This is a genomic window from Pseudomonas sp. KBS0710, from assembly GCF_005938045.2.
In the GTDB taxonomy this organism is placed as follows: domain Bacteria; phylum Pseudomonadota; class Gammaproteobacteria; order Pseudomonadales; family Pseudomonadaceae; genus Aquipseudomonas.
On the sequence record NZ_VCCF02000001.1, the window covers coordinates 1,505,383 to 1,521,919 of the forward strand.

At 60.4% G+C, this 16,537-nt stretch carries 16 protein-coding genes and 4 tRNA genes; 18 read left to right on the forward strand and 2 right to left on the reverse strand.

Translation table 11 applies throughout. The features are described 5' to 3' along the window. Positions 1-137 precede the first annotated feature (137 nt). From truA to FFI16_RS07110, 12 genes are all read left to right on the forward strand, one after another. Complete coding sequence (truA, locus tag FFI16_RS07055; RefSeq protein ID WP_138815379.1) at positions 138-962, forward strand: tRNA pseudouridine(38-40) synthase TruA; 825 nt, start codon at positions 138-140, stop codon at positions 960-962. 64 nt (positions 963-1,026) lie between these two features. Further along, on the forward strand, positions 1,027-1,659 hold the full coding sequence (locus FFI16_RS07060) for a phosphoribosylanthranilate isomerase (RefSeq protein WP_138814679.1): 633 nt from the start codon (positions 1,027-1,029) through the stop codon (positions 1,657-1,659). A 245-nt stretch (positions 1,660-1,904) separates the two neighbouring features. Further along, positions 1,905-2,825, forward strand: coding sequence for an acetyl-CoA carboxylase, carboxyltransferase subunit beta (gene accD / locus FFI16_RS07065; RefSeq protein WP_003234319.1), 921 nt, complete (start codon positions 1,905-1,907; stop codon positions 2,823-2,825). Further along, a complete protein-coding gene (gene folC, locus FFI16_RS07070) occupies positions 2,822-4,129 on the forward strand; it encodes a bifunctional tetrahydrofolate synthase/dihydrofolate synthase (RefSeq protein WP_138814680.1) in 1,308 nt (435 codons plus the stop codon). The genes accD and folC overlap by 4 nt, the downstream gene beginning before the upstream one ends. Continuing rightward, positions 4,113-4,778 (forward strand): SPOR domain-containing protein, encoded by a 666-nt coding sequence (locus FFI16_RS07075; RefSeq protein ID WP_138814681.1) that lies wholly within the window; start codon positions 4,113-4,115, stop codon positions 4,776-4,778. Before folC ends, FFI16_RS07075 begins: the two co-directional genes overlap by 17 nt. Positions 4,779-5,001: 223 nt before the next feature. Then, the gene (locus FFI16_RS07080) at positions 5,002-5,559 is read left to right on the forward strand and encodes a CvpA family protein (protein ID WP_138814682.1); all 558 of its coding nucleotides are present in this window, start codon (positions 5,002-5,004) and stop codon (positions 5,557-5,559) included. Between the two features lie 41 nt (positions 5,560-5,600). Then, complete coding sequence (purF, locus tag FFI16_RS07085; RefSeq protein WP_017138746.1) at positions 5,601-7,106, forward strand: amidophosphoribosyltransferase; 1,506 nt, start codon at positions 5,601-5,603, stop codon at positions 7,104-7,106. A gap of 65 nt (positions 7,107-7,171) precedes the next feature. Then, positions 7,172-8,383 carry an O-succinylhomoserine sulfhydrylase gene (locus FFI16_RS07090; protein ID WP_138814683.1) on the forward strand — a complete coding sequence of 404 codons (1,212 nt, stop codon included), beginning with the start codon at positions 7,172-7,174 and terminating at the stop codon, positions 8,381-8,383. Between the two features lie 11 nt (positions 8,384-8,394). Next, entirely contained in the window at positions 8,395-9,159 is a 765-nt protein-coding gene (locus tag FFI16_RS07095; protein ID WP_178112646.1) for an SDR family oxidoreductase, read from the forward strand. Positions 9,160-9,267: 108 nt separating this feature from the next. Then, a tRNA-Val gene (locus FFI16_RS07100) sits at positions 9,268-9,343 on the forward strand. A gap of 55 nt (positions 9,344-9,398) precedes the next feature. Continuing rightward, positions 9,399-9,475 (forward strand) — tRNA-Asp (locus tag FFI16_RS07105). Positions 9,476-9,580: 105 nt separating this feature from the next. After that, positions 9,581-9,657 (forward strand) — tRNA-Asp (locus FFI16_RS07110). Positions 9,658-9,816: 159 nt separating this feature from the next. Here the strand turns inward: FFI16_RS07110 and FFI16_RS07115 are convergent. Beyond that, on the reverse strand, positions 9,817-11,100 hold the full coding sequence (locus FFI16_RS07115) for an FAD-binding oxidoreductase (protein ID WP_138814685.1): 1,284 nt from the start codon (positions 11,098-11,100) through the stop codon (positions 9,817-9,819). Positions 11,101-11,284: 184 nt separating this feature from the next. Between FFI16_RS07115 and FFI16_RS07120 the strand changes: the two genes are divergently transcribed. Continuing rightward, positions 11,285-11,361, forward strand: a tRNA-Val gene (locus tag FFI16_RS07120). 116 nt (positions 11,362-11,477) lie between these two features. On the opposite strand, the gene FFI16_RS07125 is transcribed toward FFI16_RS07120, so the two are convergent. Next, positions 11,478-11,894 carry a helix-turn-helix domain-containing protein gene (locus tag FFI16_RS07125; RefSeq protein WP_138814686.1) on the reverse strand — a complete coding sequence of 139 codons (417 nt, stop codon included), beginning with the start codon at positions 11,892-11,894 and terminating at the stop codon, positions 11,478-11,480. 99 nt (positions 11,895-11,993) lie between these two features. Here FFI16_RS07125 and FFI16_RS07130 point away from each other — a divergent pair, with 99 nt between their 5' ends. The 5 genes from FFI16_RS07130 (at position 11,994) to pcp (ending at position 16,536) form a co-directional block, all read left to right on the forward strand. Beyond that, positions 11,994-13,115, forward strand: coding sequence for an NADH:flavin oxidoreductase (locus FFI16_RS07130; protein ID WP_138815380.1), 1,122 nt, complete (start codon positions 11,994-11,996; stop codon positions 13,113-13,115). A gap of 441 nt (positions 13,116-13,556) precedes the next feature. Further along, a complete protein-coding gene (locus FFI16_RS07135) occupies positions 13,557-13,982 on the forward strand; it encodes a GNAT family N-acetyltransferase (RefSeq protein ID WP_138815381.1) in 426 nt (141 codons plus the stop codon). Positions 13,983-14,223: 241 nt separating this feature from the next. Further along, the gene (locus FFI16_RS07140) at positions 14,224-14,940 is read left to right on the forward strand and encodes a DUF969 domain-containing protein (RefSeq protein WP_138814687.1); all 717 of its coding nucleotides are present in this window, start codon (positions 14,224-14,226) and stop codon (positions 14,938-14,940) included. Continuing rightward, positions 14,937-15,887 carry a DUF979 domain-containing protein gene (locus FFI16_RS07145; RefSeq protein ID WP_138814688.1) on the forward strand — a complete coding sequence of 317 codons (951 nt, stop codon included), beginning with the start codon at positions 14,937-14,939 and terminating at the stop codon, positions 15,885-15,887. The genes FFI16_RS07140 and FFI16_RS07145 overlap by 4 nt, the downstream gene beginning before the upstream one ends. A gap of 7 nt (positions 15,888-15,894) precedes the next feature. Then, positions 15,895-16,536, forward strand: a complete 642-nt coding sequence (gene pcp / locus FFI16_RS07150; RefSeq protein WP_138814689.1) for a pyroglutamyl-peptidase I — start codon at positions 15,895-15,897, stop codon at positions 16,534-16,536. Position 16,537 lies beyond the last annotated feature (1 nt).

A 16,537-nucleotide genomic window follows, 5' to 3' on the forward strand; every position in this document is an offset into this window, starting at 1 on the left:
CTGACACGCCGCCTTCGCGAGCAAGCCCGCTCCCACATTAGGCCTGCGCGTATTCTCCAGCGCCTTTATAATGGTTCCCTTCGCGCAACTCATCGGGCTCTCAGTTCTTGGCAAATATAGATAACGCGGCCGCCGAAATGGCGGCCGCAGGCTTTAACCGCATCGCCTTGGGCGTGGAATACAAAGGCTCGCGCTATCGCGGCTGGCAGCGCCAGGCTTCTGGTGTGTTGACCGTGCAGGAAACCCTCGAAAACGCGTTGTCGAAGGTGGCGGATTCGCCGGTGTCGCTGATGTGTGCCGGGCGTACCGATGCCGGTGTGCATGCCTGTGGCCAGGTGGTGCACTTTGACACCCAGGCCGAGCGCACGCTGAAAGCTTGGGTGATGGGCGCTAATATCAATTTGCCCCATGACGTCAGCGTGACCTGGGCCAAGGTCATGCCTGCGCATTTTCATGCGCGTTTCAAAGCTATCGCCCGGCGCTACCGCTACGTGATCTACAACGATCAGATCCGCCCGGCGCACCTTAACCAGGAAATCACCTGGAACCACCGCCCGCTGGATGCCGAACGCATGGCCGAGGCCGCCCAGCATCTGGTCGGCATGCATGATTTCAGCGCCTTCCGTGCGGGGCAATGCCAGGCCAAGTCGCCGATCAAGGAAGTCCATCACCTGCGCGTGACCCGTCACGGCAAGATGATCGTGCTGGATATCCGCGCCGGGGCCTTCCTGCACCATATGGTGCGTAACATTGCCGGTGTGCTGATGACCATCGGCACTGGCGAGCGGCCGGTTGAGTGGGCGCGGGAGGTGCTGGAAAGTCGCGTTCGCCGCACCGGCGGCGTCACCGCACACCCGTTCGGCCTGTACCTGGTGGATGTGGAGTACCGCGACGAGTTTGAATTGCCGCAGCGGTTTATCGGTCCACATTTCCTCACAGGTTTCAGCGAACTTGACGGCTGACGCCTGCAAGCGCTTTTGTTACCATCCGGGACTTTCTCGGCCCAACCCCTGAGGTTTTTACGCCATGCCAGCCGTTCGCAGCAAGATTTGCGGGATTACCCGCATAGAAGACGCGCTGGCGGCAGTCGAAGCGGGGGCGGATGCCATCGGTTTCGTGTTTTATGCCAAGAGCCCGCGGGCGGTGAATGTGTTGCAGGCGCGGGCAATCATCGCTGCGCTGCCGCCATTCGTGACCACCGTGGGGCTGTTCGTCAACGCCAGCCGTTGCGAACTCAATGAAACCCTGGATGCCGTGCCGCTGGATATGCTGCAATTTCACGGCGACGAAAGCCCCGATGAGTGCGACAGCTACCAGCGCCCGTATATCAAGGCGCTGCGGGTCAAGGCCGGAGATGACATCGCTGCTGCCTGCGCCGCCTATACTGGCGCTCGCGGCGTTCTGTTGGATACCTATGTCGAAGGCGTGCCCGGTGGCACGGGTGAGGCGTTCGACTGGACGCTGATCCCCGAAGGCTTGAGCAAGCCGATTATCCTCGCCGGTGGGCTTAACCCCGCGAATGTCGCGGCGGCCATCGAGCAGGTCCGGCCTTATGCCGTGGACGTCAGCGGCGGAGTGGAGCAGGCCAGGGGCATCAAGGATCCCCACAAGATTCGCGCATTCATGCAGGCCGTGCGCAACAGCAGTGGCGCGATGTGACGGCTGGCAGTCTGCCGCCGTCCATAACTACCACTGTGTAAAACAGCACCGGCGCCGCCTGCGGGAGGCCCGGAAATGAAGTGGCAACCCTGCGTTGGCAGGTTGTCTGGAAGGCTGAGGATACAGGCGGGAAATGGCCGGTCGAACGTCTGACCCCGTCCAGTCTGTGTCATCGCCACATATGAATTTAGCTCAAGGGCATACGCGGGGCTGTGTTCAAGCCACCGGTACTGGAGAAAGAAAGCATGAGCAACTGGTTAGTAGACAAACTGATCCCTTCGATCATGCGTTCCGAGGTGAAAAAAAGCTCGGTTCCTGAAGGTCTGTGGCACAAGTGCCCATCCTGCGACGCGGTGCTGTACCGCCCGGAGCTGGAAAAGACCCTGGACGTTTGCCCCAAGTGCAACCATCACATGCGTATCGGCGCGCGCGCGCGCATCGACATCTTCCTGGACGCCGACGGCCGTAACGAGCTGGGCGCAGACCTGGAGCCGGTTGACCGTCTCAAGTTCCGCGACGGCAAAAAGTACAAGGACCGCCTGACCGCTGCGCAGAAGCAGACCGGCGAAAAAGACGCGCTGATTTCGGTCAGCGGCAAGCTGCTGGGGATGCCGGTGGTGGTGTCCGCATTCGAGTTTTCCTTCATGGGCGGCTCCATGGGTGCCATCGTCGGTGAGCGTTTTGTACGTGCCGCCAACTACGCGCTGGAAAACCGTTGCCCGATGATCTGCTTCGCCGCCTCCGGTGGTGCGCGTATGCAGGAAGCGCTGATCTCCCTGATGCAAATGGCCAAGACCTCTGCGGTACTGGCGCGTCTGCGTGAAGAAGGCATCCCGTTCATCTCGGTACTGACCGACCCGGTCTACGGTGGCGTTTCCGCCAGCCTGGCAATGCTGGGTGACGTGATCGTCGGCGAGCCCAAAGCGCTGATCGGCTTTGCCGGCCCACGCGTGATCGAGCAGACCGTGCGTGAAAAACTGCCGGAAGGCTTCCAGCGCAGCGAGTTCCTGCTGGAGCACGGTGCCATCGACCTGATCATCCCGCGCGGTGAGCTGCGTCCACGCCTGGGTAACCTGCTGGCGCAAATGATGGGCTTGCCGACGCCTGTGTACGTCGCGCCTAAAATCGAACCTATCGTTGTTCCGCCGGTGCCGGCAAACCTATGACCCAACGTACCCTGGGCGAATGGCTCGCCTACCTTGAGCAGTTGCATCCGTCAGCCATCGACATGGGCCTGGAGCGCTCGCAACAGGTAGCGGCCCGCCTTGGGTTGGGCCGGCCGGCGCCGCGTGTGATCACGGTGACCGGCACCAACGGCAAAGGCTCTACCTGTGCCTTTGTCGCGGCGCTGCTGCAAGCCCAAGGGCTGAAAGTTGGCGTGTACAATTCTCCGCACCTGCTGCGTTATAACGAGCGGGTGCTGCTCAATGGCGTCGAGGCCACTGACGCGCAGCTTTGCGAAGCCTTCGCCGCGCTGGATGTCGGGCGCGGCGAAATTTCCCTCACCTACTTCGAAATGGGCACCTTGGCGGCGTTTTGGCTGTTCGAGCGTGCGCAGTTGGATGTGGTCGTGCTGGAAGTCGGGCTTGGCGGGCGTCTGGATACGGTCAACGTGGTGGATGCCGATATTGCGCTGGTGACCAGTATTGGTGTCGACCATGCGGACTATCTGGGCAACACCCGCGAGTCCGTCTCTTATGAAAAGGCCGGGATCTTCCGCCAGGGCAAGCCGGCGCTGTGTGGTGACCTGGACCCGCCGCAGCCGTTGCTGGACAAAGTGCGCGAGCTGGATTGCCCGTTTTACCTGCGCGGCCGTGAATTCAATCTCGAAATTGGCGACCAGCATTGGCAGTGGCGCGGGCGTGATGCGCGCGCCCAGGTGGTGGAGCTGCGGGATTTGCCGCTGCTCAACCTGCCGATGGAAAACGCCGCGCTGGCCCTGCAAGCCTACCTGTTGATGGATCTGCCGTGGAATCCCGAGCAGATTGCTGCCACGTTGCTGGCTACCCGTGTAGTGGGGCGCCTGGATCGCCGCACTTTCGAGTGGCAGGGCAAGCGCCTGAACCTGTTGCTGGACGTGGGGCATAACCCCCATGCCGCCGAATACCTGGCGCAGCGCCTGTCGCGCACACCGCCTGCCGGTCGGCGCCTGGCGGTGTTCGGGTTGTTGGCTGACAAGGACCTGGACGGTGTGGTTGCGCCGTTACTGGGCAATGTCCAGGCATGGGCAGTAGCACCGCTGGATACGCCGCGCAGTCGCCCGGCTGCGGAACTGCAAGTGGCCTTGCAGAACCTTGGCGCGCCGGTGGCGTCGTATGCAAGCGTCACTGCAGCGCTTGAAGCGCAATGCGCGGTGGCGACGGCCGAGGACGAGATTCTGTTGTTCGGATCATTTTATTGTGTTGCCGAGGCGCTAGAGTGGTTGGCCCGGCGCTCCACGGAGGAAGCTGCACATGGCATTACTGGATAGCGCATACAAGCAGCGAATGGTCGGAGCTCTGGTGTTGGTGGCATTGGCGGTGATTTTTCTGCCGATGCTGTTTTCGCGCCAGGACGAGCAACGCCAGGTAGTGGTCGAGGCTCCGTCGGCGCCACAAGCGCCAACGATGCCGCAGGTTCAGGTAGAGCCGGTGGTGGTGCCTGAGCCGCAGGCGCTGCCTGAAGAGCCTGTGCCGAGCGATGACGAGGTGGCTGCGCAGCAGGCTCCAGCGGCGCCGGTGCAACAGAGTGTGCCGGTGGTCAAGCCAGCGCCTGCTCCAGCGGCTCCGGCTGTGGCAGCCAAACCCGCTGCGCCAGCCCCTGCGCCCAAGCCGGTAGCGCCGCAACCTGCCGCGCCGGGCAAGCCGGATGTGGGTCAAAGCCGTATCGACCCGAATGGCCTGCCGATCAGTTGGTCGATCCAGCTTGCCAGCCTGGCCAATCGCGAAAGTGCCGATGCCCTGCAGAAAAAGCTGCGTGCCCAGGGTTATAACGCTTATATCCGCAGTGCTGACGGCAAGAATCGCGTATTTATCGGGCCGCTGATCGAGCGCGCCGAGGCGGATCGCTTGCGTGACCTGCTGGGGCGCCAGCAGAACCTGAATGGGTTTGTGGTGCGGTTCCAGCCGGAGCGTGGCTGATTTCTGATTGGTTATGCGCTCCAGGTGTTGGAGCTGGCTTGTGTGGGAGTCGGGCTTGTGTGGGAACTCCCACACAAGCCCGCTCCCACATTGGTTTTGTGGTGGTTATAAATAGGGTTTGGTTGCCACAACCCATTGATTTGCAAAGCACCCACAATCACAGCTTACCGATAGCCCAGCGCTCTGCTAAAATGCGCCGCCTTATCCGTCCGTAGGCTGCACTGTGCCATTTACCTGGGTTGACTGGGCGATCGTTGCAATCGTCGCCATCTCCGCTTTGATCAGTCTAAGCCGCGGCTTCGTAAAAGAAGCACTGTCGTTGCTGACCTGGATCATCGCAGGAGTCGTAGCCTGGATGTTCGGTGGTTCACTGTCGGTTTACCTGGCCGGGTACATCGAAACACCTTCGGCTCGCGTCATCGCGGGCTGCGCCATCATGTTCATCGCCACGCTGCTGGTGGGGGCAATGGTCAATTATCTTATTGGCGAGTTGATACGTGTTACCGGCCTCTCCGGGACCGATCGATTTCTCGGCATGGCCTTCGGCGCCGCACGTGGCGGCTTGCTGGTGGTTGTGGCGGTCGGGCTGTTGAGCCTGGGGCCGGTACAGCAGGATGCATGGTGGCAAGAGTCGGTACTCGTGCCAAAATTTCTATTGGTTGCAGACTGGTCCAAGAACCTCATATTGGGGTGGAGCAGTCAGTGGCTGGCCAGCGGAATCAGCGTACCCGCTGATCTTCCGTTCAAGGAACACCTCTTGCCGGCCAAAACGCCTCAGTAAGCAGTGTTCAGTCAAGATTCATTAAGTAGGGGTTGCGTCGCATGTGTGGCATCGTCGGTATCGTCGGTAAGTCGAACGTCAATCAGGCGCTGTATGACGCGCTAACCGTCCTCCAGCACCGCGGCCAGGACGCTGCCGGTATTGTGACCAGCCACGACGGCCGGTTATTCCTGCGCAAGGACAATGGCCTGGTGCGTGACGTGTTCCATCAACGTCACATGCAGCGCCTCGTCGGGCACATGGGCATTGGCCATGTGCGTTACCCGACTGCCGGTAGCTCGACTTCGGCCGAAGCTCAACCGTTTTACGTCAACTCGCCTTACGGCATCACCCTGGCGCACAACGGTAACCTGACCAACGTTGAACAGCTGGCCAAGGAGATTTACGAATCTGACCTGCGCCACGTCAACACCAACTCCGACTCGGAAGTGCTGCTCAACGTGTTCGCCCACGAGCTGGCCCAGCGCGGCAAGCTGCAGCCGACCGAAGAAGACGTGTTTGCCGCCGTGACCGACGTGCACAACCGTTGCGTCGGCGGTTACGCCGTGGTGGCAATGATCACGGGTTACGGCATCGTCGGCTTCCGTGACCCGCACGGCATCCGCCCGATCGTGTTCGGCCAGCGTCACACCGACGAAGGCGTCGAGTACATGATCGCCTCCGAAAGCGTGTCCCTGGATGTGCTGGGCTTCACCCTGATCCGCGACCTCGCACCGGGTGAAGCGGTGTACATCACCGAAGACGGCAAGCTGCACACCCGTCAGTGCGCGATTGCGCCAAAACTCACGCCATGCATCTTCGAACACGTCTACCTGGCGCGTCCGGACTCGATCATCGACGGTGTTTCGGTGTACAAGGCGCGCCTGCGCATGGGCGAGAAGCTGGCCGAGAAGATCCTGCGCGAGCGTCCTGAGCACGATATCGACGTGGTGATCCCGATTCCGGACACCAGCCGTACTGCGGCGCTGGAGTTGGCCAACCACTTGGGCGTCAAGTTCCGCGAAGGCTTCGTCAAGAACCGTTACATCGGCCGTACCTTCATCATGCCTGGCCAGGCGGCGCGCAAGAAGTCGGTACGCCAGAAGCTCAACGCGATCGAGCTGGAGTTCCGCGGCAAGAACGTGATGCTGGTGGACGACTCCATCGTGCGCGGCACCACGTGCAAGCAGATCATCCAGATGGCCCGCGAAGCCGGTGCGAAGAACGTGTACTTCTGTTCCGCCGCGCCTGCCGTGCGTTACCCGAACGTGTACGGTATCGACATGCCGAGCGCCCACGAGCTGATCGCCCACAACCGTTCGACCCAGGATGTGGCCGACCTGATCGGTGCTGACTGGTTGATCTATCAGGACCTGCCGGACCTGATCGAAGCGGTCGGTGGTGGCAAGATCAAGATCGCCGAGTTTGACTGCGCCGTGTTCGACGGCAAGTATGTGACGGGCGATGTCGATGAGGCCTACCTGAACAAGATCGAGCAGGCGCGTAACGATTCATCGAAGATCAAGACCCAGGCGGTCAGCGCGATCATCGATCTGTACAACAACTGAGTAGACACCGGCCCTGAGGGGCCGGTTTTGTATCTTAAACAGAGTATTGAGTAAGGAGTCGCAGCATGAGTCAGGAATGGGATGCCGGTCGGCTGGACAGCGACCTCGATGGCGTAGCTTTCGATACCCTGGCTGTGCGCGCCGGTCAGCACCGCACCCCGGAAGGTGAGCACGGTGACCCGATGTTCTTCACCTCCAGCTATGTATTTCGCACCGCTGCCGACGCGGCTGCGCGCTTTGCCGGCGAAGTGCCGGGCAACGTCTATTCGCGTTACACCAACCCGACCGTGCGTGCGTTCGAAGAACGTATCGCGGCCCTGGAAGGCGCTGAGCAGGCGGTGGCCACGGCGACCGGCATGGCGGCGATCCTGGCCGTGGTGATGAGCCTGTGCAGCGCTGGCGACCATGTGCTGGTGTCGCGCAGTGTGTTCGGCTCCACCATCAGCCTGTTCGAGAAGTACTTCAAGCGCTTCGGCATCGAAGTGGACTATGTGCCCCTGGCGGACCTGTCCGGCTGGGACGCGGCGATCAAGGCCAACACCAAGTTGCTGTTCGTCGAGTCGCCGTCCAACCCGCTCGCCGAACTGGTGGATATCGCTGCATTGTCTGAAGTGGCCCACGCCAAGGGCGCGATGCTGGTGGTCGACAACTGCTTCTGCACGCCGGCGCTGCAACAGCCGCTGAAGCTGGGCGCGGATATCGTTGTGCACTCAGCCACCAAGTTCATCGACGGCCAGGGCCGTTGCATGGGTGGCGTAGTCGCTGGCCGCAGCGAGCAAATGAAGGAAGTGGTGGGTTTCTTGCGCACCGCCGGCCCGACCCTGAGTCCGTTCAATGCGTGGATCTTCCTCAAAGGCCTGGAGACGCTCAGCCTGCGGATGAAGGCCCATTGTGCGAATGCCCAGGCTTTGGCCGAGTGGTTGGAGCAACAGGACGGTATCGAGAAAGTCCATTACGCCGGTCTCAAGAGCCACCCGCAACACGCATTGGCCCAGCGCCAGCAGCGTGGTTTCGGCGCGGTGGTGAGCTTTGAAGTAAAAGGCGGCAAAGACGGCGCCTGGCGCTTTATCGACGCGACGCGTCTGATCTCCATCACGGCCAACCTGGGTGACAGCAAAACTACCATCACCCACCCGAGCACTACCTCCCACGGGCGCCTGGCGCCACAGGAACGTGAAGCGGCCGGCATCCGTGACAGCCTGATCCGCATTGCGGTGGGCCTGGAAGACGTCGCTGACCTGCAAGCTGACCTGGCTCGCGGGCTGGCTGTCTTGTGATCGAGTGGTCCATGGAAACAGCAACGGCCGGTAACGGCCGAGTTGCGCTGGTGACGGGCGCCGCTCGGGGCATTGGCCTCGGGATCGCGGCGTGGCTGATCAGCGAAGGTTGGCAGGTGGTGTTGACCGACCTGGACCGCGAGCGCGGTTCCAAGGTGTCCAAGGTGCTGGGTGACAACGCCTGGTTTATCACCATGGACGTGGCAGACGAGAAGCAGGTCGCCCAGGGCGTTGCCGAAGTGCTCGGCCAGTTCGGTCGCCTGGACGCGTTGGTGTGCAACGCAGCGGTGGCCGACCCGCGCAATATCACCCTCGAAAGCCTCGACCTGGCGTACTGGAACCGCGTGCTGGCGGTGAACCTCAGTGGGCCGATGTTGCTGGCCAAGCACTGTGCGCCGTACCTGCGCGCCCATGGCGGTGCGATCGTCAACCTGGCCTCGACCCGCGCGCGTCAATCAGAGCCCGACACCGAGGCCTATGCGGCGAGCAAGGGCGGGTTGCTGGCCCTGACTCACGCGCTGGCCATGAGCCTTGGGCCGGAGGTGCGGGTCAATGCCGTCAGCCCTGGCTGGATTGATGCGCGTGATCCTGCGGCGCGGCGTGCCGAGCCCTTGACCGACGCCGATCATGCCCAGCATCCGGCGGGCAGGGTGGGCACGGTTGAGGACGTGGCGGCGATGGTGGCGTGGCTGCTGTCGCGTCAGGCCGGGTTTGTCACCGGGCAAGAGTTTGTGGTCGACGGCGGCATGAGCAAGAAGATGATTTACAGCGAGTAGGGCGGGTAGCCGTCTTTGAAGCAATTTTGTCTTTTTCAGAAAAACTTCAAGCAGGCTATTGACTTAGGTCCGCTACCTGCGTAAATTTCGCGGCCTCAACGAAGCAAAGGGTGATTAGCTCAGCTGGGAGAGCATCTGCCTTACAAGCAGAGGGTCGGCGGTTCGATCCCGTCATCACCCACCACTTCTTGAGAGTTTTGCCTTAGGGTAAGACGCAACGTTAAAGGTTGCACCGACGCGCAGCGGTAGTTCAGTCGGTTAGAATACCGGCCTGTCACGCCGGGGGTCGCGGGTTCGAGTCCCGTCCGCTGCGCCATATTTTCCAAGTCCGACTTGTCGGGTTTGAGATTGAAACGCTTAGGCTGATCAGTCAGATGTTTAAAGATGGTTGAGGGTTTAGTCTCAACTGGTCAAGCGATACGCAGCGGTAGTTCAGTCGGTTAGAATACCGGCCTGTCACGCCGGGGGTCGCGGGTTCGAGTCCCGTCCGCTGCGCCATATCTGCTTCAAGGCCCACTGAACGCCTTGGAGCGCAAAGCAAGCGTTAAGCTGCTTTGATCCGATAGCAAAGACCCTGGTCGAAAGACCGGGGTTTTTTGTGTCTGCGATTTGGCTTTATGTGAGAGCGAGCAAGCCCGCTCCCATAGTTGGATTGCCTCAGAACCCCAACTTATCCCGCAGCCCGTAATACCACGCCCCCAGCGCCGCGAACGGTGTGCGCAACAGTTGCCCACCCGGGAACGGGTAGTGCGGCAGGTCGGCAAACGCGTCAAAACGCTCTGCCTGACCTCTCAACGCTTCTGCCAGCACCTTGCCCGCCAGGTGCGTGTACGTCACGCCGTGGCCACTGCAGCCCTGGGAGTAATAGATGTTGTCGCCCAGGCGACCCACCTGTGGCAAGCGCGACAGGGTCAGCAGGAAATTGCCGGTCCAGGCGTAGTCGATCTTCACATCCTTGAGCTGCGGGAAGGCCTTGAGCATCTTCGGGCGAATGATCGCTTCGATGTTGGCCGGGTCGCGCGCGCCATACACCACGCCGCCGCCGAAAATCAGGCGTTTGTCGCTGGTGAGGCGGTAGTAGTCCAGCAAGTAGTTGCAGTCCTCGACGCAGTAATCTTGCGGAAGCAAGGTTTTGGCTAGCTCATCACCCAACGGTGCAGTAGTGATGACCTGTGTGCCACAAGGCATCGACTTGGCCGCCAGCTCCGGCACCAGGTTGCCCAGGTAGGCATTGCCCGCCACGATGATGAACTTGGCCCTGACCTTGCCCTCGGCGGTATGCACCACCGGGCTGGCGCCACGCTCGATGCGCACTGCCGCCGACTGCTCGTAGATCGTGCCGCCAAGCGACTCCACGGCCGCCGCCTCACCCAGTGCCAGGTTGAGCGGATGAATGTGGCCGCCGCTCATGTCCAGCAGGCCGCCGACATAGTTGTCACAGGCCACAACTTCGCGAATACGGCGCTCATCCAGCAACTCAAGCTGCGTATGGCCGTAGCGTTCCCACAGGCGCTGCTGCGACTCCAGGTGGCCCATGTGCTTGTTGTTGAGTGCAGCGAACACGCCGCCGTCCTTCAAGTCGCACTGGATCTGGTACTTGGCCACGCGCTCACGAATGATCCGGCCGCCCTCAAACGCCATCTGCCCCAGCAGTTGCGCCTGCTTGGGGCCGACGCTGCGCTCGATCACGTCGATGTCGCGGCTATAGCTGTTGACGATCTGCCCGCCATTACGGCCCGAGGCGCCAAAGCCGACCTTGGCGGCTTCCAGCACCGTCACGCGAAAACCGTTCTCCAGCAGAAACAGCGCGCTGGACAAGCCGGTATAACCGGCGCCAATCACGCACACATCGGTTTCGACTTCACCTTGCAGCACCGGGCGTGGCGGAACCGCATTCGCGGACGCGGCGTAATACGACTGGGGGTAGGGGGTGTTCGCCATCCTGGAACCTCTGTTTTATATTTTTTACGAGTGCGCCGATCCTACCTGAGTTGAAATTTGCCTGCCAGCCACCCGAAAATCCCGGACGCACCCGGCTCCGGTAAAAAATTCGCATATTCATAGGGTTAGCTGCAAAAAAGATGTTGACACCCCTTCGGAATTCCGTAGAATGCCGCCTCACAGCAGGCACGTAGCTCAGTTGGTTAGAGCACCACCTTGACATGGTGGGGGTCGTTGGTTCGAGTCCAATCGCGCCTACCAAACAAAATCCGCTCTGCTGGGCGGTCTGGAAGGGCTCACCGAAAGGTGGGCCCTTTTTTGTTGTCTGCGATTTGCAAACCTCCCTTCTCAAGACTCCCGCCGCCGTCGTTGTGCTTTTACCCGTCCTGCCGCTGCTCTTCTGCAAGCTTATCGAATGCTGCCTGGGCGTTTATGACCGCGTCAGAATGTTGGACCGTCCACCTGTATAGCGCGCGAAATGGCTCTTCCAGCGTATGTCCCAGGTCGGTAACGCTGTACTCGACGGCGACTTGAGAAGAGGGGATGACGCGGCGCGACAAAATGCCGTTGCGCTCCAGGCGACGCAGGCTTTGCGTGAGCGCTTTTTGCGTAATGCCATCGAGTCGACGCTTGATTTCATTGAACCGCAGCGGGCTTTTACACAGCGTTGCCAGTATCAATACGGACCACTTGTCCGCGATCTGATCGAGCAATATCCGGCTTGTGCAATCAGCGGCGTAGACGTCGGGAGGGCTCTCGTTTTGCCCTGTTGGCTGAATACCTTGTTCCTGCATGTAGTTTCCTCGGCTATACCTGAGCACTTTTAAGTGCCTTATTGATATTAGGTATACAACTTATACCATGTGATCTCCTTTTGCTCGGAGCATCTTTTCATGAGTTCTACGAATCTCGACTCGCTGTTTCAGCCGTTCACGATCAAGTCTTTGACCCTGAAGAATCGAATTGTAATGGCCCCTATGACGCGCGCTTTCGCCAAAGGCGGTGTGCCTGACGAGCAAATCGCCGCCTATTACCGCAAACGTGCGGAAAACCAGGTCGGTTTGATTCTGTCTGAGGGGACTGTGGTGGATCGTCCTGGTGCTCGCAATATGTCGGGGATCCCGTTTTTCCATGGCGATGAATCACTCGCGGGCTGGAAGGCAGTAATCGACGGCGTTCACAGTGCCGGTGGCAAAATGGGGCCACAGATTTGGCACGTAGGAGCTGCGCCCAGTTTTCAGGAAGACTGGGCACCCGCCGGTGGGTTTGAGAGCCCGTCCGGGCTTGCCGGCCCACAGAAACCCCTGGGGCAAGCCATGAATGATGAAGCGATTGCCGACACCATCGCGGCATTCGCCAAGGCCGCCGCTGATTCCAAGCGGCTGGGGTTTGACACCGTCGAAATACACGGCGCCCACGGATACCTGCTGGACCAGTTTTTCTGGCCGGGTACTAATGAGCGCGCCGACCGTTTTAATGGTGCAACCATCAAGGAGCGCTCACGGTTTGCAGCGGAAGTGGTCAAGGCCATACGCGCAGCCGTTGGGCCGGATTTCCCGGTGATTCTGCGTCTGAGTCAGTGGAAGCAACAGGATTACAGCGCCCGTTTGGCGACAACGCCTGAAAGCATGTCCGATTGGCTGGTGCCACTGGTGGAAGCCGGCGTGGACGTTTTGCATTGCTCTCAACGGCGCTTTTGGGAAGCCGAGTTCCCGGAACTGGACGGCGAGCAGGGGCTGAATTTTGCCGGCTGGGCCAAAAAGCTGACGGGCGCTGCGACGATCAGTGTCGGCTCTGTGGGGTTGTCCGGCGACTTCCTTGGCGCCTTCAGCGGCGAAAGCTCCCAACCGGCAGCGATCGACAATTTGGTGCAGCGATTGGAGAAAGAGGAGTTCGACTTGATCGCTGTTGGACGGGCTCTGCTGAGTGACGCGCAGTGGGTGAGAAAAATTCGATCGGGCAACTCGGCCGACTTGAAGCCTTTTGACGTAAAAGACTTGGCCGAGCTGGCCTGAACTTCACACCTCTGGCACGTGCAAAACGTTGAGTGTTGAAGGGCTCACCGAAAGGTGAGCCCTTTTTTTTGGCTGGATTTTTGGCAATACCTGCCCCTGCCGCTTTGCGGATTACTGCGCTCAGAAGTGGTTTAGCAGAAAAGCGTAGCCACCGATAACAGGCAGATAATCTGTGCAAACATCTGGCACCGTATCTCACCATTTGTTGTCGCCATACTCGTTTGTCCGGCGTACATAGCGGCTGCCTCCATCGGCAATACTGCGCTGAGTGCTGCGCAGTTCCGCGCAGCACTGAATTGAGTATAGGTTTGGAACGAGATCCATGCTGTCGAGCCGACTTAAGGTTAATGAACCTGGCGCAGATCCACCCAGGTTTGCTGCGCTGAAGGCATACTGAGCGGCGATTGAATTCAACCCAGGGATTCTGTGATGGAAGTGACAATGGAAGTGAAAATGGAAGTGTCGTTCGACGTGACGGCGCAGGAGCGTGAAGCCATTCTCAAACCGCTGAGGGCATACAACCGCAGCCACACCGGCCAGATGCCGTCCGAAACGGTCGGTATTTTGCTGCGTGATCCCAGCTCTCAAGAGGTAGTGGGCGGTCTTTACGGCGAGATTTCGTTCGGCTGGTTGTTCGTTGAGCTGTTGAGCATTCCCGACCAGATGCGCACCCAAGGCACGGGCACGCGATTGATGCGCGCGGCTGAAGACTTGGCCCGTGAGCGCGGATGCGAGGGCATCTGGCTGGACACTTTCAGCTTCCAGGCGCCCGGGTTTTATCGCAAGCAGGGCTTCACTGAGTTTGGCCACATTGCCGATTTCCCGCCGGGCCATCAGCGGCATTTTTTCCACAAACGCTTGAGCTAAACCCCCGCAGGGCGCTGGCTCATCCGGCGCCCGTCACCGACAAAATTTATTGGTTTGCAGCAACAATTTTTCTTGTTGGACACCTCCCGCCCCCAAGCAGCACAGTTGCCGCCACTGACGCTCGACCTTCCAGGTCAACAATAAAAACCACGTCGGGCTGCACGCCACTTTCATGCTGTGAACCTTTTGTTCACATCCTGCCGTCATGGCGCCGCAGCGCGCATTCTAGGACTTCATCGTCATGCAAACTGTTGTGAACCTATGGCCGTTGATCGGCGTACTTGTCATCGTGGTTGGCTTTGTCTTGCGCTTTAATCCATTGCTGGTGGTCACCGCCGCCGCTATCGCCACCGGGCTCGCAGCCCACTTCCCGCTGGAAAAAATCCTCGCCAGCATGGGTGAAGGCTTCCTTCAGACCCGCGCCCTGCAATTGATCCTGTTGCTGCCCCTGGCCGTCATTGGCCTGCTTGAGCGCCATGGCCTGCGCCTGCATGCGCAAAACTGGATCGCCCGCTTCGAGCGCGCCACGGTGGGGCGCTTGTTGATCATGTATCTATTTGTGCGCGAGTCCACGGCCGCCATGGGCCTCACCAGCCTGGGCGGGCATCCGCAGATGGTGCGCCCGTTGTTGGCGCCGATGGCCGAGGGCGCCGCGGAAAAACGCTACGGCAAGCTGCCGGACAAACTGCGCCACAAGGTGCTGGCCATGTGTGCGGCGACCGACAACGTCGGGCTGTTTTTCGGCGAAGATATTTTTGTCGCCTTTGGTGCGATTGCACTGATGCACACCTTCCTGCTCGGCTCCGGGATTGATGTGGAGCCGTTGCACATTGCGGTGTGGGGCATTCCGACGGCGATCTGTGCGTTTATCATCCACGCGATTCGCCTGCACCGGTTCGACCGAAGGCTTACCCGTGAGATGGCGCCCGTCGCCACGCCGGTGGAGTCTGCGCAATGATCATCTCGATTGAGTACCTGTACTGGCTGGCCGGCATTCTGCTGTTGATTACCGCGGGCATGATCCTGCTGGATCGTAGCCATCCCAAGCGCTGGTCCAGCGCCGTATTCTGGTTGTTGTTTGCCATTCCGTTCCTGGTCGGGGAGCGTTTGCCGCCGGTGGTTATCGGCGTCGGCGTAGTGGTGATGGCGTTGATCGCAGGGTTGGGCGGTGTGGGGCGAGGCGTGCATGCGCAGTTGCATGACAAGTCTGCCCGCGCCAGTGCCGGTCGGCTTGGCCACAAGCTGTTTATCCCGGCGTTGGCTATTCCGCTGACCACCGTGATAGGCTCGGTACTGCTCAAGCACACCGAAATTGCTGGCGTGCCGCTGCTGGACCCGAAAAACACCACCTTCGTCTCCTTGGGCATCGGCTGCCTGATCGCCCTCGGCCTGGCCTGCTGGTTGACCCGCGACACACCGGTGCAAGCCTTGCGTGAATCCCGACGCCTGACCGAAGCCTTGGGCTGGGCCATGGTGCTCCCGCAGATGCTCGCCATGCTTGGTTTGCTGTTCAATGAAGCCGGGGTCGGCACTGCGGTTGCCCATGTCACCACCACCTACATCAACCTGGACTATAAGCTGGTCGCGGTGATGGTGTATGTATTGGGCATGGCGCTGTTTACCGTGATCATGGGCAATGGCTTTGCGGCGTTCCCAGTGATGACCGGCGGTGTCGGTGTGCCGGTGCTGGTGGGCATCTACGGCGGCAACCCGGCGGTAATGGCGGCGATTGGCATGTTCTCCGGCTATTGCGGCACGTTGATGACGCCGATGGCGGCCAACTTCAATATTGTCCCGGCGGCCTTGCTGGAGTTGCCGGACAAGAACGCGGTTATCAAGGCGCAACTGCCCACGGCTCTGATGATGCTGGTGGTCAATATTGTGCTGCTTTACCTGTTGATGTGAGGCGAGGATGCAAACGTTATTGTTGACGGGCTTCGAGCCCTTTGATCAAGACTCGGTCAACCCGTCCTGGGAGGCTGTACGCCAGTTGGATGGGGTGCGACTGGGTGAGGATGTGCAGATTGTTGCGCGCCGACTGCCCTGTGCATTTGCCTTGGTGGGGGAGCGCCTGGCTGAGTGGATCACGCAATTGCGCCCGGCGATGGTCATCGCTACGGGGCTCGGACCGGGGCGCAGCAGCATTTCCATGGAGCGAGTGGCGATCAACGTTAACGACGCGCGCATCCCCGACAACCTGGGTGAGCAACCTATCGATACGCCGGTCGTGGTCGACGGGCCGGTGGCGTACTTCAGCACATTGCCGATCAAGGCCATGGTCAAGGCGCTGCGCGAGGCCGGGGTGCCTGCAGCGGTTTCGCAGACGGCGGGCACCTTTGTGTGTAACCAGGTGTTTTACCTGTTACAGCACGCGCTGGCCGGTACGGACGTTCGCAGTGGGTTCATCCATGTACCGAACCTGCCGGAGCAGGTGGTGGGGACTGGGTTGGCATCGATGCCGTTGGTGACGACCGTTGAAGGCTTGCGTCTGGCGGTGCAGGTGGCATGGAACACCCAGGTGGATGTGGTGCAGGCCGGTGGCCAGGTCAGTTGAC

Bases quoted from the DNA above. Each gene is read 5' to 3' on its own strand.
- FFI16_RS07145 (WP_138814688.1), top strand. From the start codon at position 14,937: ATGATCATCTCGATTGAGTACCTGTACTGGCTGGCCGGCATTCTGCTG.
- FFI16_RS07135 (WP_138815381.1), top strand. From the start codon at position 13,557: ATGGAAGTGAAAATGGAAGTGTCGTTCGACGTGACGGCGCAGGAGCGT.
- folC (WP_138814680.1), top strand. From the start codon at position 2,822: ATGACCCAACGTACCCTGGGCGAATGGCTCGCCTACCTTGAGCAGTTG.
- FFI16_RS07075 (WP_138814681.1), top strand. From the start codon at position 4,113: ATGGCATTACTGGATAGCGCATACAAGCAGCGAATGGTCGGAGCTCTG.
- FFI16_RS07130 (WP_138815380.1), top strand. From the start codon at position 11,994: ATGAGTTCTACGAATCTCGACTCGCTGTTTCAGCCGTTCACGATCAAG.
- FFI16_RS07125 (WP_138814686.1), bottom strand. From the start codon at position 11,894: ATGCAGGAACAAGGTATTCAGCCAACAGGGCAAAACGAGAGCCCTCCC.
- purF (WP_017138746.1), top strand. From the start codon at position 5,601: ATGTGTGGCATCGTCGGTATCGTCGGTAAGTCGAACGTCAATCAGGCG.
- pcp (WP_138814689.1), top strand. From the start codon at position 15,895: ATGCAAACGTTATTGTTGACGGGCTTCGAGCCCTTTGATCAAGACTCG.
- accD (WP_003234319.1), top strand. From the start codon at position 1,905: ATGAGCAACTGGTTAGTAGACAAACTGATCCCTTCGATCATGCGTTCC.
- FFI16_RS07090 (WP_138814683.1), top strand. From the start codon at position 7,172: ATGAGTCAGGAATGGGATGCCGGTCGGCTGGACAGCGACCTCGATGGC.
- FFI16_RS07095 (WP_178112646.1), top strand. From the start codon at position 8,395: ATGGAAACAGCAACGGCCGGTAACGGCCGAGTTGCGCTGGTGACGGGC.
- FFI16_RS07060 (WP_138814679.1), top strand. From the start codon at position 1,027: ATGCCAGCCGTTCGCAGCAAGATTTGCGGGATTACCCGCATAGAAGAC.
- FFI16_RS07140 (WP_138814687.1), top strand. From the start codon at position 14,224: ATGCAAACTGTTGTGAACCTATGGCCGTTGATCGGCGTACTTGTCATC.
- FFI16_RS07115 (WP_138814685.1), bottom strand. From the start codon at position 11,100: ATGGCGAACACCCCCTACCCCCAGTCGTATTACGCCGCGTCCGCGAAT.
- truA (WP_138815379.1), top strand. From the start codon at position 138: ATGGCGGCCGCAGGCTTTAACCGCATCGCCTTGGGCGTGGAATACAAA.